17 protein-coding genes are annotated in these 14,652 nt (G+C 73.1%); 12 read left to right on the forward strand and 5 right to left on the reverse strand.

Annotated features, from left to right (window positions below; genetic code table 11):
• Nucleotides 1-13 precede the first annotated feature (13 nt).
• Nucleotides 14-889, reverse strand: coding sequence for a DUF4132 domain-containing protein (locus tag ABS735_RS23660; RefSeq protein ID WP_373900570.1), 876 nt, complete (start codon nucleotides 887-889; stop codon nucleotides 14-16).
• 210 nt (nucleotides 890-1,099) lie between these two features.
• Between ABS735_RS23660 and ABS735_RS23665 the strand changes: the two genes are divergently transcribed.
• The 7 genes from ABS735_RS23665 to ABS735_RS23695 all read left to right on the forward strand — a co-directional run bounded on the left by ABS735_RS23665 (nucleotide 1,100) and on the right by ABS735_RS23695 (nucleotide 6,812).
• Nucleotides 1,100-2,173: an aromatic ring-hydroxylating dioxygenase subunit alpha gene (locus tag ABS735_RS23665; RefSeq protein ID WP_373900569.1), complete on the forward strand. Its 1,074-nt coding sequence runs from the start codon at nucleotides 1,100-1,102 to the stop codon at nucleotides 2,171-2,173.
• Complete coding sequence (locus tag ABS735_RS23670) at nucleotides 2,170-2,340, forward strand: hypothetical protein (RefSeq protein WP_373900568.1); 171 nt, start codon at nucleotides 2,170-2,172, stop codon at nucleotides 2,338-2,340. Before ABS735_RS23665 ends, ABS735_RS23670 begins: the two co-directional genes overlap by 4 nt.
• Complete coding sequence (locus ABS735_RS23675) at nucleotides 2,337-3,275, forward strand: PDR/VanB family oxidoreductase (RefSeq protein WP_373900567.1); 939 nt, start codon at nucleotides 2,337-2,339, stop codon at nucleotides 3,273-3,275. Before ABS735_RS23670 ends, ABS735_RS23675 begins: the two co-directional genes overlap by 4 nt.
• A gap of 130 nt (nucleotides 3,276-3,405) precedes the next feature.
• Nucleotides 3,406-4,377 carry an ABC transporter substrate-binding protein gene (locus ABS735_RS23680; protein WP_373900566.1) on the forward strand — a complete coding sequence of 324 codons (972 nt, stop codon included), beginning with the start codon at nucleotides 3,406-3,408 and terminating at the stop codon, nucleotides 4,375-4,377.
• Nucleotides 4,374-5,147 (forward strand): ABC transporter permease, encoded by a 774-nt coding sequence (locus tag ABS735_RS23685; RefSeq protein WP_373900565.1) that lies wholly within the window; start codon nucleotides 4,374-4,376, stop codon nucleotides 5,145-5,147. Before ABS735_RS23680 ends, ABS735_RS23685 begins: the two co-directional genes overlap by 4 nt.
• The gene (locus tag ABS735_RS23690; protein ID WP_373900564.1) at nucleotides 5,144-5,923 is read left to right on the forward strand and encodes an ABC transporter permease; all 780 of its coding nucleotides are present in this window, start codon (nucleotides 5,144-5,146) and stop codon (nucleotides 5,921-5,923) included. The genes ABS735_RS23685 and ABS735_RS23690 overlap by 4 nt, the downstream gene beginning before the upstream one ends.
• A 43-nt stretch (nucleotides 5,924-5,966) precedes the next feature.
• Nucleotides 5,967-6,812, forward strand: coding sequence for an ABC transporter ATP-binding protein (locus tag ABS735_RS23695; protein ID WP_373900563.1), 846 nt, complete (start codon nucleotides 5,967-5,969; stop codon nucleotides 6,810-6,812).
• Between the two features lie 7 nt (nucleotides 6,813-6,819).
• On the opposite strand, the gene ABS735_RS23700 is transcribed toward ABS735_RS23695, so the two are convergent.
• On the reverse strand, nucleotides 6,820-7,479 hold the full coding sequence (locus ABS735_RS23700) for an MmyB family transcriptional regulator (protein ID WP_373900562.1): 660 nt from the start codon (nucleotides 7,477-7,479) through the stop codon (nucleotides 6,820-6,822).
• Between the two features lie 233 nt (nucleotides 7,480-7,712).
• Between ABS735_RS23700 and ABS735_RS23705 the strand changes: the two genes are divergently transcribed.
• From ABS735_RS23705 to ABS735_RS23715, 3 genes are all read left to right on the forward strand, one after another.
• Nucleotides 7,713-8,369, forward strand: coding sequence for a helix-turn-helix domain-containing protein (locus ABS735_RS23705; protein ID WP_373900560.1), 657 nt, complete (start codon nucleotides 7,713-7,715; stop codon nucleotides 8,367-8,369).
• 43 nt (nucleotides 8,370-8,412) lie between these two features.
• Nucleotides 8,413-8,952, forward strand: coding sequence for a toxin-antitoxin system, toxin component (locus tag ABS735_RS23710; RefSeq protein ID WP_373901264.1), 540 nt, complete (start codon nucleotides 8,413-8,415; stop codon nucleotides 8,950-8,952).
• A gap of 167 nt (nucleotides 8,953-9,119) precedes the next feature.
• The gene (locus ABS735_RS23715; protein WP_373900559.1) at nucleotides 9,120-9,356 is read left to right on the forward strand and encodes a hypothetical protein; all 237 of its coding nucleotides are present in this window, start codon (nucleotides 9,120-9,122) and stop codon (nucleotides 9,354-9,356) included.
• Between the two features lie 25 nt (nucleotides 9,357-9,381).
• Here ABS735_RS23715 and ABS735_RS23720 read toward each other — a convergent pair whose 3' ends face one another.
• Nucleotides 9,382-10,062, reverse strand: a complete 681-nt coding sequence (locus tag ABS735_RS23720) for a 4'-phosphopantetheinyl transferase family protein (protein WP_373900558.1) — start codon at nucleotides 10,060-10,062, stop codon at nucleotides 9,382-9,384.
• A complete protein-coding gene (locus ABS735_RS23725; protein ID WP_373900557.1) occupies nucleotides 10,059-10,952 on the reverse strand; it encodes a metallophosphoesterase family protein in 894 nt (297 codons plus the stop codon). Before ABS735_RS23725 ends, ABS735_RS23720 begins: the two co-directional genes overlap by 4 nt.
• 286 nt (nucleotides 10,953-11,238) lie before the next feature.
• On the opposite strand from ABS735_RS23725, the gene ABS735_RS23730 reads away from it, so the two are divergent.
• On the forward strand, nucleotides 11,239-12,384 hold the full coding sequence (locus ABS735_RS23730; protein ID WP_373900556.1) for an ATP-grasp domain-containing protein: 1,146 nt from the start codon (nucleotides 11,239-11,241) through the stop codon (nucleotides 12,382-12,384).
• Here the strand turns inward: ABS735_RS23730 and ABS735_RS23735 are convergent.
• Entirely contained in the window at nucleotides 12,377-13,714 is a 1,338-nt protein-coding gene (locus tag ABS735_RS23735; protein WP_373900555.1) for a 6-phospho-beta-glucosidase, read from the reverse strand. The genes ABS735_RS23730 and ABS735_RS23735 overlap by 8 nt on opposite strands.
• Nucleotides 13,715-13,840: 126 nt before the next feature.
• Between ABS735_RS23735 and ABS735_RS23740 the strand changes: the two genes are divergently transcribed.
• A complete protein-coding gene (locus ABS735_RS23740) occupies nucleotides 13,841-14,632 on the forward strand; it encodes an IclR family transcriptional regulator (protein ID WP_373900554.1) in 792 nt (263 codons plus the stop codon).
• Nucleotides 14,633-14,652: the final 20 nt, after the last annotated feature.

Below are 14,652 nucleotides of genomic sequence, written 5' to 3' on the forward strand. Positions count from 1 at the left end.
ATGGCTGCGGCGTTCACCGGGCGTCGTCCGTGGGCACGGTGCGGCCGGCGTGCAGGGCCGCGGCCATGCGCATGCCCTCGGACCAGGCGACGGGGCCGACCTCGCTCAGCGGGAGGCGCCGGTACGCGTCCTCGTGGCTCCAGGTGAGGCCGCCGGTCCAGGCCTTCTCCTCGGTGTAGGGGTCGCTCATGCCGACGGAGGCGGTGAAGACGCGTCCGGCGTCCCGGACGCGGTGGACGATGCTGCTCCCGGAGATCGTGTAGCCGAGGGACGTGGCACGTGAGGAGAGGTGGAACCACGAGCGGTACTCGGCGCCCGCGAACTCGGTGACCCTGTCGGCGCGGCCGTCGGTGCCGGCGGGCTTCGGCCAGGTGGCGCGGTGGATCTGCTCCACGCCCTGGACCACCCCCAGCTCGGCGGCGAAGGTGCGGAGTTCCTCCAGGTCGGGCAGGAGGACCGGGTGCGGCATGGTCACCGTGGGCGCGGTCAGGCGGACGGTCTCGCCGTCCAGGTTCACCACCCGCAGTCCGTCCGACTCGTCGGCGTCGCGCAGGAAGCCGGCCTCGTCGGGGCCCTCCCCGACCACCACGACGTCACGCAGTGCCGCCTGCCAGGCCTCGTCGGGCCACACCTGGGCCAGCAGCCCGGTCGGCACCGGCAGCGAGGACACCATCCAGTTGTCGACCTGCGCCGCGCACTCGGCGGCGTGCCGGTCCAGCCACTCGGCGAAGCGCTGGAGTTCGATCACCTCGGGGCGGTCCCGTATCTCCGCGGGCAGGGTTCGCTCCCGCTTCCCCTGCGCCGGGGACTTCGCCGACGCCGACCGCGCCACCACCCGGCCCTCCACCAGAGCGACTTCGTACGTGCCGCCCGCTGCCAGCCAACCCATCAGTTCTTCGCCTCTCCCCACCACCAGGTACACGGCACGGCGCGCGGCGCGGACCGGATCGGCGCGCCACGCCGTGACGTTGGCGAAAGACTAGGGGCACCCACCGACAGTCCCGCTCCGCCTCCCCTTCCGTGGGACGGAAGAGGCGTTGCCACCCCGCGCGGCCCTCCCGGACGATGCCACCACCCACGACGGACAGGAGCCGCAACGATGCCGCACATGACCGCCTTCGCCAGGAACCAGTGGTACGTCGCCGCCTACAGCCAGGAGGTGGGGCGCGAGTTGCTGGGCCGTACGATCCTCGGCGAGCCGCTCGTGCTCTACCGCACCGAGGAGGACGGGAGCCCGGTCGTCCTGCACGACCGCTGCGTGCACCGCCGTTATCCGCTGTCCGAGGCGCCGACCCGGCTGGACGGGGACCGGCTCGTGTGCGGGTACCACGGGTTCACGTACGACACGACCGGCACCTGTGTGTACGTCCCGGGCCAGAAACGCGTCCCGCGCACCGCCCGCGTGGCCTCCTACCCGGTGGCCGAACGGGACTCCCTGGTGTGGGTGTGGATCGGCGACCCCGCGCTGGCCGACCCCGGGGCGGTGCCGCGCGCCCGGCACCTGGACGCGCCGGGCTGGGTCACGGTCCGGGGCATGGAGCCGATCGACGCGGACTACGGGCTGCTGGTCGACAACCTCCTCGACCTGTCCCACGAGACGTATCTGCACGGCGGTTACATCGGCACGCCCGAGGTCGCCGAGACGCCGATCACCACCGAGGTCGACGAGGGCGCCGGGATCGTCCGGGTGAGCCGGCACATGGACGACGCCGAGTGCCCGCCGTTCTACGCCAGGTCCACGGGCATCAGCGGGCGCATCGACCGCTGGCAGGACATCGAGTACCACGCGCCCTGTCTGTATGTACTGCACAGCAGGGTCGCTCCGACCGGGGCGGTGCCCGCGCCCGACGGCAGCGATCCCGACGGCTTCCACACCGAGATCACCTACGCCATCACGCCGTCCGGTGACGGAAAGGTGTACGACTTCTGGGCGGTCTCCCGGGACTGGGCGACGGACGACGCCGAGGTCACCGAGTTCCTGTACAAGAACAACCGCACGGTCGTCATGCAGGACGTCGACGCGCTCAACCTGCTCCAGCGCACGCTCGGCAGCGAGCGCACCGGCTACCAGGAGCTGAGCATCAACATCGACACCGGTGGCCTGGCCGCCCGCCGCATCCTGGCCCGGCTGGTCGAGGAGGGCGCCGGGAGCGAGCCGCAGGTGGCCCGGTGAGCGGCCGTACCGGCGAGGTCTACCGCATCGACTGGCTGCCCGGCACCGACGTCCTGTACGGCACCTGCCACTGCGGCGCCGAGCACACGGCCGAGGACCCCGTCGCGATGTGGGACTGGATGCTCGCCCACCCGCAGGGACACGACCTCTCGAGGAACGGCTCATGACCCGGCACGAAGCCGAACTCGTCGTCGACCGCCGGGAGACCGCGGCCGACGGCGTGCTCGTCCTCACCCTGCGCCATCCACTGCACGAGCCGCTTCCGGCCTGGGAACCCGGCGCCCACGTCGACGTCGTCCTCGGCCCGGAGCTGGAGCGGCAGTACTCGCTGTGCGGCGACCCGGCCGACCGGGCGGTGTGGCGGATCGCGGTACTGCGCGAGACCGACGGGAGGGGCGGGTCGGCCTACGTCCACGAGGAGTTGCGGACCGGCGACAAGGTCGGGGTGCGTGGCCCGCGCAACAACTTCCGGCTGGAGCGCGCGCCCCGCTACCGCTTCGTCGCCGGCGGTATCGGCATCACCCCGATCCTGCCGATGCTGGCCGCCGCCGAGGAGGAGGGGGCCGAGTGGACCCTGCTGTACGGCGGGCGGACCCGTGCCGGCATGGCGTTCACGGACGAGTTGGGGCGGTACGGCGACCGGGTCACGATCGTCCCCGAGGACGAGTCGGGACTGCTCGACCTCGCCCCCGTGCTCGACGACGTGTCCCCGGACACCCTCGTCTACTGCTGCGGACCGGGCCCGCTGCTGGACGCCGTCGAGGCGCGCTGCCCGGCCGGGAGCCTGCGCGTGGAGCGGTTCCGCCCGAAGAAGACCGACGCCGAGGCCCCGGCGACGGAGTTCGAGGTCGTGCTCGCGCGCAGCGGTCGTACGGTCGCCGTCCCGCCCGGCGTCTCGGTCCTGGACGCGGTCCGGGAGGCCGGCGTGGAGGTGCTCTACTCCTGCACGGAGGGCACCTGCGGGACCTGCGAGACCGAGGTCGTCGAGGGTGAACCGGACCACCGGGACTCCGTGCTCACGCAGGAGGAGCGGGCCGCCGGGGAGACGATGCTGATCTGTGTGTCCCGGTGCCGCGGCCGGCGGCTCGTGCTGGACCTGTGACTCCGCGGCGACGCAAGCCCGGTTGAAACCCCAACGGCCCATATCGGCAGGAGCATTGACCACGGCTCCGCACCGGCCCTACGTTCCCGCTGAGCACGTTCCCACTGAGCACGTTCCTCCAGGGGGAGTCATGCGTCGTCTGCTCGTCGGCCTCACGGCCGTGTCCGTCCTGGCCGCCGCGACGGCGTGCGGCTCGTCCGACGACTCCGGAGGGTCGGACGGGTCCGGCTCGTCCGGCGGCACCACGGAGGTCGAGGTGGGTCTCATCCCCATCGTCGACGTCGCGCCCCTGTACCTGGGGCAGAAGAAGGGCTTCTTCGACAAGCAGGGGCTGAAGCTGTCCTTCTCCAGCGCGCAGGGCGGCGCGGCGATCGTGCCGGGCGTGGTCAGCGGGCAGTTCCAGTTCGGCTTCAGCAACATGACGTCGCTGATGATCGCCCAGTCGAACGACGTGCCCGTGAAGGCGGTGGCCAACGGCATCGCCTCGACGGGCGAGGTGGGCAAGGACTTCGAGGCGCTCACCGTGAAGGGCGACAGCCCCGTCAGGTCGCCGAAGGAGCTGGAGGGCAAGAAGGTCGCCATCAACACGCTCAAGAACATCAACGAGACGGCGGTGCGGGCCTCGGTGCGCGAGGCGGGCGGCGACCCGGACGAGGTGGAGCTGGTCGAGCTCGCCTTCGACCAGATGCCGGCCGCGCTCGACGCCGGGCGGATCGACGCGGCGATGGTGGTGGAGCCGGCGCTGGCCACGATCAAGAGCCAGGGCGGCCGGGAGATATCCTCCCCCATGATCGACGTGGCGCCGAAGCTGACGGTCGCCATGTACTTCACCTCCACCCGGTACGCGCAGGAGCACCCGGAGGTGGTGAAGAAGTTCCAGGACGCCACCGCCGAGTCCCTCGCGTACGCCGACGCGCACCCCGACGAGGTCCGCGAGATCGTCACCACGTACACGAAGATCCCGGCGGACGTGCTGGCGAAGGTGACCCTGCCGAAGTGGCCCGCGGAGCCCGACCGTGCCGCCATCGAGGAGCTGGCGAAGCTCGGCGAGGCCGACGGCCTGTTCAAGCGGACGCCGGACCTGGACAAGCTGCTGCCGTGAGGGGAGCCGACGCCGCACTGGGTACGGCCGGGCTCGCGGCCTTCCTCGCCCTGGGTGAGGCGGTGCCGAGGCTCGGCCTCGTCGAGGAGGAGTACTTCCCTCCCACCAGCCGCATCGCCGACGCGCTCGGCACGGAGATCGCCGACGGCGCCTTCTGGAGCGCGCTCGGCGACACCCTCACCGGCTGGGCGCTGGGCCTGGCCGTCGCGGTCGGCGCGGGAATCGTCGTGGGCGTGCTGCTGTCCGTGGTGCCGTACCTGCGCGAGGCGACGGCGTCCACGGTCGAGTTCCTGCGCCCGATCCCGTCGGTCGCGCTGATCCCGCTGGCGGTGCTGCTGTACGGCACCGGGCTGAGGTCGGTGCTGCTCCTGGTCGTGTACGCCTCCTTCTGGCAGGTGCTGATCCAGGTCCTGTACGGCGTCCAGGACGTCGACCCGGTCGCCGAGGAGACGGCACGCTCGTACGGTCTGGGCACCTGGGCGCGGGTCCGGCACGTGCTGTGGCCGACCGCGCTGCCGTACGTCATGACGGGGGTGCGGCTGGCGGCGGCCGTGGCGCTGATCCTCGCCGTCACGGCCGAACTCGTCATCGGGGCTCCGGGTCTGGGTGCGCGGATCGCGGTGGCGCAGACCTCGCAGGCGGTGCCCGAGATGTACGCGCTGATCGTCGTCACCGGTCTGCTGGGGCTGTTGATCAACGTCGGCGCGCGGTCGGTGGAGCGGCGGGCGCTGGCCTGGCACCAGTCGGTGCGCGGGGAGGTGGTGGTGTGAGGCGCCTGTTGCTGCGGCTGGTGTTCGTGCTCGCGCTGCCGGTGGTCCTCGTGGCCGTCTGGTGGGTGTCCTCGGCCGGCAGCGAGGACGTGTACCGGCCGCCGCTCGGCACGATCGTGGAGACGTTCCCGGACGTGTGGACGGGTGAGCGGTGGCGCGGTGACGTGCTGCCCAGCGTGCTGCGGCTGGCCGCCGGTTACGCGCTCGCGGCCGTCGTCGGCGTCGCGCTCGGCACGCTGATCGGCTCCTACCGGCGGGTGCGGGCGGTGTGCGAGCCGGTGCTGGAGTTCCTGCGCGCGGTGCCGCCGCCGGTGCTGGTGCCGGTGATCATGCTGTTCGCGGGGATCGGCGACACGATGAAGATCGTCGTCATCGCCACCGGCTGCGTCTGGCCGGTGCTGCTCAACACGGTCGAGGGGGTACGGGCGGTGGACGCCGTGACGGCCGAGACGGCCCGCTCCTACGGCATCACGGGCGTGGCACGGCTGCGGCACGTGGTGCTGCGCTCGGCGAGCCCGCAGATCTTCGCGGGGCTGCGCCAGGCGTTGTCCATCGGCATCATCCTGATGGTCATCAGCGAGATGTTCGCGGCCAGCAACGGGCTGGGCTTCACCATCGTGCAGTTCCAGCGTTCCTTCGCGATCCCCGGCATGTGGACCGGCATCCTGCTGCTCGGGCTGCTCGGCTTCGTCCTGTCGGTCCTCTTCCGGTTGGTCGAGCGGCGGGCGCTCGGCTGGTACCACGGCCTGCGCGCCGCCGCCCGGCGGTCCCGGTGAAGCTCGCGTGACTCGTGACTCGTGACTCGTGAAAGGGCGGTCCATGCTCGACGTACGCGGCCTGAAGAAGGTGTACGAGGGTTCGGGGCGGCGCGTCGAGGCGGTGCGCGACCTCACGTTCAGTGTGGCGGCCGGTGAACTGGTCTGCCTGGTCGGCCCGTCGGGCTGCGGCAAGACGACGCTGCTGAAGTGCGTGGGCGGGCTGCTCGAACCGACGGCCGGCGAGGTGTTCCTGGCCGGCCGCAGGGTGGCCGGTCCGCCGCCCGGGATGGCGTTCGTCTTCCAGGAGTACGGACGCAGCCTGTTCCCGTGGATGCGGGTCGGCCAGAACGTCGAGCTGCCCCTGAGACAGAAGGGCCTGACCAGAGCGCGGCGCGGAGAGCTGGTCGCGGATGCCCTCGCGTCGGTCGGGCTGTCGGACGCCGCCGGGGCCTATCCGTGGCAGCTGTCCGGCGGCATGCAGCAGCGGGTGGCCATCGCGCGGGCGCTGGCGTACGAGCCCGAGGTGCTGCTGATGGACGAGCCCTTCGCGGCGGTGGACGCGCAGACCCGCGCCGACCTGGAGGACCTGGTACGGCGGCTGTGGCACCGGCGCGGCATCACGGTCCTGTTCGTCACCCATGACATCGACGAGGCCGTCTACCTCGGGGAACGGGTGATCGTGCTGTCCGCCTCCCCCACCGTCGTACGGGAGCAGCTCGTGGTCGACCTGCCGGGCGGGCGGGACCAGGTGCACACCCGGGTGGCCCCGCGTTTCGCGGAGCTGCGCACCCACGTGTACGAGCAGATCCAGGCGGCGAAGCGCGCGGCGGCGGGCACGCCGCTCAAGGAGCCCCTCAAGGAGCCGCTCAAGGAGCAGTTCGGGACGGACGCTCCGCCCCGCCTGTGACCACCGGTCACTCGGCGGCGGGCACGACTCTCAGGTGGGAGGTGGCTCGGCGGGCACGCGGCGTCCGGTGCGCGGTGCGGCGCGGCTCCCGCAGGACCAGCGTCAGCCTGGTGTAGCCGAGCTCCTGGAGCGCCCTGGGCGTCTCGACCACGACGCGGCATTCGGTGGTGCCCCGGCGCGGGTCGGGGTGGTGCAGCGGCCGTACGGCACCGTCGTGTTCGACGGCCCGGACTCCGACGGCGCGGATCCAGTGCGGCAGGCCCTGACGGTAGGCGGCCTCCATGATCGGGTCCTGGGCGATGTCCCGGCGGACGGCCTGCAGGCCGGGATCGTGGCCGTACCGTTCCAGGGCGGCGGCGAAGTGCGCCAGCATGGGCAGGCACCAGCTCGACTCGTGCTCGCCGAGGACCGTGGAGGCGTCCGGGTGGAAGAGGACGAACCTGAGGAAGTTGTCGTCCGGCATGGCCGTCGGATGCGGTCCGGCACCCTGGAAGAGTGTCCGGAAGGCGCCGTTGGCCAGCACCACGTCCCAGCGGTGGTCGACGACGAGAGAGGGAAAGGGGACGGCCTCCAGGAGCGCGGTGTAGTCCTGGAGATATGCCTGGGCCTCGGGGGTCGCGGGGGCGGGCCGCGGCGCCGACCGCTGCCCTCCTGCCTGAAATGCCATCGGGAGGTCACCCCTCTTGCCTATGCGGCCTTCTCGCGGCGTCCCGCATCCTGGCGCCCCGATGCCAGGCGTGTCAACTATCGTGGCATTTCGTGCCTGTTGACGGCTGAAATAGGCCACAGTTGTGGCGATGTATGGATGTGAGTTCGAGCGGCAGGCTACTCTCCGGGAAGTTCACGGCAACTGCTTGTGAGAAGCCTGTGGGGCTTGTGAGAGACGTAGGAGAGCTGTCGGTGACGGGTGGCTTCGAAGGTCCGGGCACCATGCCGACCACCACGCTGACCGCCGTCGTCGCCCGGGTCGGCGCACTCGCGGACCGGCTCGGCGTGCCGCACACCGAGGTGTTCGACGTCGGCCGGCTCTCCGCCGCCTGCGGCGTCCCCGAGCCCGTCGTCGGGGCCCTGCTCGGCGGCCGGCCGGCGGGCGAGCCCGACGTCCAGACCAGGTTCGTACAGCGCCTGGACCTGCTGCGCCGCACCCGGCTGAAACCGAACGGCCGCAAGTACACCCAGCAGGAGATAGCCGACGGCGCGGGAATGTCGCGGCAGCAGGCCGGCGCGCTCATCAACGGCGACCGGCGCCCCACCATGGAGCACTGCGACGCCATTCAGCGCTTCTTCCGGGTGCACGCCGGATTCCTCACCGCCGAGGACCCCGAGGCGCTCTCGGGCGCCCTCCAGCGCACCGAGCAGGAACTGCTCCAGCAGCTCGCCGACCGGGAGCGGGAGGCGGCGGCCGCCGCCGCCGACCCGCTGGAGCGGCTGCTCCAGGACCACGGCGTGCGCGGCATCGCCTGGCGGGCCGCGCAACTGCCCACCGACCAGCACCGCGACAAGGTCGCCGAGTGGCTGGACATGCTCCTGGAGAGCGTGAAGCGGCCCGAGTCGTGAGCCTGTCGTGAGCCTGGGGAGAGACGTGGCGATCGCCAAGGAGATGCGCCGCCTGTGCGGCGAGTTGGTCGGGGAACTGACGCTCCCCGCACCGGCGCCGCCCACCGAGTTGTACACGGCGCTGTGCGAGACGATGAGCCGGCGGCGGGGCCGCCCCGTACTGTTCCGCATGGCCGCCTTCCCACCCGGCACCGCCAGCGGCCTGTGGCTGGACATGACCGACCGGGACCTGGTCGTCGTCGAGGAACGCACCGCGCCTGGCCACCAGTTGGTCATCCTGGGGCACGAGCTGTGGCACATGCAGGCGGGACACGGCGGACATGACGTCGAGGGGGCCACGGTCGCGGCCCGCCTGTCGGCCACGGACGGCGCGGACCGGGACGAGGAGGCGCTGCGCGCCACCGTGCGCACCGTGGCCGCGCGTTCCCGCTTCGACCTCGCCGACGAGCGGGAGGCGGAGGCCTTCGGCCTGCTGCTGGCGAGCAAGTGCCGGACCTGGCTGGCCGGTTCGTCGCTGCGCGGGCCCGTGCAGCGGGACCACCTGGCGGGCCGGATCGAGGCGTCGCTGGGCTATCTGGGCTGAGGGCCGCCGAAGTCGGCGGCCACGGGCCGATGGCCCGATCGGTGTGGTCGGAGCGGGGCACCGGGCGCGGCTGGAGGGGATTGTCAGTGGTGGGCGGCAAGCTGGGAGGGTGCCGCCGCCGTGCGGGGGCGCGTGACCGCTGACGTCGTTGTGGGGAGTGCCGACCGATGACCACCGCCGTACTGACCGACCACGAACGCACCGCCGTTCAGGCCTACCTGCGGCTCCTGCACACCGTGCGGGCCGGTTTCGACACCGGGGCGGTTCCCGGCGCTCCTCCCCGGCCGCCCGTCGTCCCGCCCTCCGTGCTGGCAGAGGCGGAGCAGGCCCTCGAGGCGGCGGGACTGACGGGGAACGAGGAGGCGTTCTTCCGGCTGCTGCGGGACTGGTGCCCGCGTCCCTGACGGGGGCGGGCGGCCGGGCCGCCGTTCAGGCGTGCGGGACCGTGATCGCCGTGGTGACCAGGCCGTTCCGCGCGCTCCAGCGGCCGTCGAAGCGGCTCAGGCGCCTGCCGCCCACGGTCGGTCCCGGCACCAGCAGGGCGGCGTGCAGGGTGCCGCGGCGGGGGTCGACCGGATCCACGGAAACCTCGATGTCCGCCTCCGCGAAGTCCAGCCACTGCCCGGTGAGGGGGAACCACGCCTTGTAGACCGACTCCTTGGCGCTGAACAGCAGCCGGTCCCAGTGGACGCCGGGCCGCTCCTCGTCGAGCCGCCGCAGCCGGGCCGCCTCGGCGGGCAGGGCGATGGTCTTCAGGACGCCGTCCGGGAGGGGCCCGTCTGGTTCGGCGTCGATGCCGAGGGAGGCCAGGTCGGTCAGGCGGACCAGGGCGGCGGCGCAGTAGCCGTCGCAGTGGGTCATGCTGCCGGTGAGGCCGGCCGGCCAGCGCGGGGCGCCGCGTTCGCCGGTCGGCACGGGCTGCGGGGGCACACCGAGTTTCTCCATGGCCCGGCGGGCGCAGGACCGCACGACGGTGAACTCCCGGCGCCGCTTGGCGACCGCCCGTGCGACGATCTCCTCCTCCTCCGGGTAGAGGGGCAGGTGTCCGGTGTCGTCGTGGCCGAACGCCTCCACCGCGACGACGGTGTCGGGCAGCAGTTCCTCGATCACCGGGTCACCTCCGGGCGCGACGGCCCCACGGGCGCCGAAGTCGCCGTCGCGGGCAGGATGGGGCGCAGCCGCCCGGGCGGCCCTGGTCGCTTGCGCCATTCGCGCGGATAGCCCACCGAGACCTCCTCGAAGCGGACCCCCTCGTGCCAGGTGGTGCGCGGGATGTGCAGATGCCCGTAGACCATGGTGTCGACCCGGAACCTGCGGTGCCAGTCCGCGGTGAGCGAGGTGCCGCACCACATGGCGAACTCGGGATACCACAGCACGTCCGTGGGATGCCGGTCCAGGGGGTAGTGGTTGACCGGGATCGTCGGCAGGTCCGCGGGGATCCCGGCGAGCCTGCGCTCTGTCTCGGCGACCCGCGCCCGGCACCAGGCCTCGCGGCTGGGCCAGGGGTCGGGGTGCAGCAGGTACTCGTCGCTGCACACGACGCCGGTGCCGTGGGCGTACTCCAGACCCTCGGCCTTGGTCGCGCACCCCGGGGGCAGGAACGAGTAGTCGTAGAGCAGGAAGAGCGGCGCGACGACCGCCGGGCCGCCCGCACCCTCCCACACGGGGTAGGGGTCCTCGGGTGTGGTCACGCCCAGCTCGCGGCACATCTCGACGAGGTGTTCGTAGCGGGCGACGCCGCGCAGGCCGACCGGGTCCTTGGGGTGCGTCCACAGTTCGTGGTTCCCCGGGGCCCAGACGACCCGGCGGAAGCGGCCCGCGAGGGTCCCGAGCGCCCAGCGGACGTCGGCGACGGTCTCCGCCACGTCGCCGGCCACCAGGAGCCAGTCGTCCCCGGACTCGGGGTGCATCCGCTCGACCAGGGCCCGGTTCTCCTCGTAACCGATGTGCAGGTCGCTGATCGCCCAAAGCTTCCCCGGAGCACCGGCCCTCGACGTCATCCCCCACCCCTCCCCGGACACGCGTTCGACGCCACGAGATCACATCGCCGCCCCGGTCACAAGGCGGCCCAGCGGCGCCCGCCCCGGCGGGTCCGAAGGCCGGTGCACGGCCGGGCCGGCGCATCCGTGTGACGCTCGTTGCACTCGGGGCCGCGCGTACCCCTATGATCGCCCCAACACCACCGCCACGCCTCACTCTTCGCGCAGAGCGGCTCGGTGACCCTCCGAACCCCTGGCCGGGCACGGCCCGCTTCGCCCTGCCCGCGAACCCTGGAAGGCGGCTTGCATGGCTTCTCCCGTACGCGTCTGGCTCAACCGCACGTACGCGGAGAACGTCTTCTTCATGGATCAGCTGCGGAGAAATCCCGCCGACCGGGCCGTCGAGATCCATGCCACGCACGGCGACCCGGACTCCCCCGTGCTGGCCGCCGCGGACACCGCCGACCTGGAGCCGGAGGGCCTGTCCCCCGCCGGGTACGTCGAGTACGCGCTGGACCAGTGCGTGCGGCGCGCCATCGACGTGTTCGTGCCCCGGCTGCACCAGTCGGCGATCGTGGCGCACCGCACCGAGTTCGAGGCGGCCGGTACGGCACTGCTGGCTCCGCCGCCGGAGGCCGTGGCCCTGTTCAGCGACAAGGTGATCGCCTACGAGGCGGTCCGGGCCATCGGCGTGCCGGTGCCGCCGTGGTGGCGGGTCCGCACCGCCGAGGAGCTCGTCCTCGCGGTGGAGGAACTGGAGGCGGGCGGACACCGGGCGTGCTTCAAGCCGGCGTCCGGCGCGGGCGGCGTGGGCTTCCGGATGGTCACCCGGGACCCCTTCTCGCTCGCGCATCTGAACGGCTTCCCGAGCCCGTCCGTGCCGCTGCCCCTGGTCGTCGAGGCGCTGCGGGCGGCAGAGGAGCCCGTGGACTGGCTGGTGATGCCCCGCCTGGAGCAGCCGGAGGTCTCGGTGGACTGCCTCACCGGGCCCGACAGCCGGGTCCGGCTGGCCGTGGGCCGCACCAAGAACGGCCGCCGCCGGGGGTTCACCCTGCACGAGCAGTGGCTGGCACCGGCGCGGCGGATCGCCGAGGCGTTCGGGCTGCACCACCTGTCCAACGTGCAGTTCCGGATGTACGGCGACCGGCCGGTCCTGATGGACGTCAACACCCGCCCGGCCGGCGGGCTGCACCAGCTGGCGCTGTGCGGTGTCAACGTGCCGTGGGCGGCGGTCCGGCTGGCCCTCGGGGACGACCCGGGTGAGCTGGAGCCGCCGTTCCTGGGGCAGGACTACGCGGTGGTGTCCGGACCGCGCCCCGTGCGCCCGGTGTCCCTGCCCAACCAGCGCCCGGACCTCCCCGCCGTTCCGGCCCCGCCGCCCGCACCGGGACCGGCGCAGCCGGCGGCGACCGCGCCGGCACCGGCGACGTCCGCGCCGGCGGGGCTCACCTGAGGTAGGCAAGCCCCGGGTGCACCGCCCGGTAGCCGTCGACGAGGCGGCGGGCGACGTCGACCGAGTCGACGAGGGGGTGCAGGGCGAAGGCCCGTACCGCCGCCGCGCGGGAGCCGGTCTCGGCCGCGGTCAGGACGTCGCGCTCGACGGCCTTGACCGCGCAGACCAGGCCGGTGGCGTGGCCCGGCAGCGGGTCGACGGCCATCGGGTGGGCGCCGTTCGCGTCGACCAGGCAGGGGACCTCGATCACCGCGTCGCGGTCGAGGACGGAGAGCGTGCCGCGGTTGCGGACGTTGAGGATCAGGGTGGCGCGTTCGTCGCGGGCGACGGCGCGCATCAGCGCCAGCGCCACCTTCTCGTAGCCGCCGGACAGGTCCTCGGCCTCGCGCTCGCCCGCGCCCGCCGTCTCGCGGTTCTCCGCCATGTAGGTGGCCTCGCGTTCGGCGCGGGTGCGGTCCCAGGTGGCCAGGGCCGGGGCGTCGGGGCGGCGCATCTCGTCGTAGAAGCGGGCCTGCTGGTCGCGCAGGAACGCGCCGCGGGTGAGGTCGGCCTCCTGGTAGGCGCGGACGGTCTCCCGGTTGAAGTAGTAGTAGTGCAGGTACTCGTTGGGGATCGCGCCGAGGGACCGCAGCCACTCGGGGCCGAAGAGCCGGCCCTCCTCGAAGGAGCCGAGCAGCTCCGGGTCGGCGAGCAGCCGCGGGAGTTCGTCGCGTCCGGCGACGCGCAGGCCGCGCAGCCAGCCGAGGTGGTTGAGGCCGACGTAGTCGACGAAGGCGCGGTCCGGGTCGGCGCCCAGCACGCGGGCCACGCGGCGGCCGAGGCCGACCGGCGAGTCGCAGATGCCGATGACCCGGTCGCCGAGGTCCCGGGACATGGCCTCGGTGACCAGGCCGGCCGGGTTGGTGAAGTTGATGACCCAGGCGTGCGGCGCCAGCCGGGCCACCCGGCGGGCGATGTCGACGGCGACCGGGACGGTCCGCAGCCCGTAGGCGATCCCGCCCGCGCCGACCGTCTCCTGTCCGAGGACGCCCTCGGCGAGCGCCACCCGTTCGTCGTCGGCCCGTCCCTGGAGGCCGCCGACGCGGATCGCGGAGAACACGAAGTCGGCGCCGCGCAGCGCCTCGTCCAGGTCGGTCGTCGCGGTCACCGTCGGCGCGTCGGGCACCGAGGCCGCCTGTTCGGCCAGTACCCGGGTCGTCGCCGCCAGCCGGGACGCGTCCGTGTCGTGCAGGACGACGTCGGTCACGCGCCCCTCGGCGCGGTCCCCGAGCAGCGCCCCGTACACGAGCGGCACGCGGAACCCGCCGCCGCCCAGCATCGTCAGCCTCACGTCCGCACCCTTCCGTCGCCGGCCGCACTTCCGTCCGGCGCCGATCATGGCACGGTCGGGTGCCGACTCGCGTGCACCTTCCCTTCCCCCTGTCCAGAGCCGGGCCGGCGCCCTACCCTCGGCCCGGTGACCACGTCCACCGCCCCCGACCGGCTGCTCTCCGTGCTCGCCGCGTTCGACCACACGCACCCGGCCCTGTCCCTGACGGACATCAGCCGCCGGGCCGGGCTGAGCCTGACCACCGCGCACCGGCTGGTGGGCGCCCTGACCCGGTGGGGCGCCCTGGAGCGGGACGAGTCGGGCGTCTACCACGTCGGCCTGCGGCTGTGGGAGATCGCCGCACTCGCCCCGCGCGGCCTCGCACTGCGGCAGGTCGCCCTGCCGTACCTGGAGGACCTGTACGAGGCGACCCACGAGAACGTGCAGCTGGCGGTGCGGGACGGCGACGAGGTCGTCTACATCGAGTGGCTGGCGGCGCGGTCGTCGGTCGGCGTGCACATCCGCGTCGGCGCCCGCTGGCCGCTGCACGCCACCGGGGTCGGGCTCGCCCTGCTCGCGCACGGCGAGCCGGAGTTCCAGGAGGCGTACCGCACCGGCCCGCTCGCCTCCTTCACGCCCTACACGATCACCGACCCGGTACGACTGCGCCGGGTGCTGGCCGAGGTGCGGCGCACCGGGGCGGCGGTGAGCGGCCGTCAGATCACCGACGACGCCCTGTCGGTGGCCGCCCCGGTGCACGGCCGGGACGGCACCGTGGCGGCGGCCGTGTCGGTCGTCGTGCCGTACGCCGGCGCACAGGTGCCGACGCTGGTCCCCGCGGTACGGCTGGCGGCGCGCGGCATCTCACGGGCGCTGGGCTGGCGCCCCGAACACGGGCGCGAGGGCGCACCGCCGCCCGCATATCCCTCTCACCGGTGAGGACGGGCCCCGCGCGGCTG

Source organism: Streptomyces sp. MMCC 100, assembly GCF_041538145.2.
In the GTDB taxonomy this organism is placed as follows: Bacteria; Actinomycetota; Actinomycetes; order Streptomycetales; family Streptomycetaceae; genus Streptomyces.